The following is a 211-nucleotide window of genomic DNA, read 5'->3' on the forward strand; positions in this document are numbered from 1 at the left end:
GATGCCGTTTATAACTCAGTGAAGCAAAAGCGTGAACGCTTTGGCCGTATCGTTCAAATGCACTCAAATAAGCGCGAAGAAGTAAAAGAAGTTCGTGCGGGTGACATTGCAGCAGCGATTGGTCTGAAGGACGTAACAACAGGTGATACCCTGTGTGACCAGAACCACAAAGTGATTCTTGAGCGCATGGAATTCCCTGAGCCAGTTATTC

General features: G+C 46.9%; 1 protein-coding gene. It reads left to right on the forward strand.

Annotated features, from left to right (window positions below; all coding sequences use genetic code 11):
* Positions 1 to 211, forward strand: a 211-nt coding sequence (locus MRS74_RS23880; RefSeq protein WP_254582767.1) for an EF-Tu/IF-2/RF-3 family GTPase, incomplete at both ends; no start/stop codon positions are given.

This window comes from Marinobacterium sedimentorum (assembly GCF_024267675.1).
Classification (GTDB): domain Bacteria; phylum Pseudomonadota; class Gammaproteobacteria; order Pseudomonadales; family Balneatricaceae; genus Marinobacterium_A; species Marinobacterium_A sedimentorum.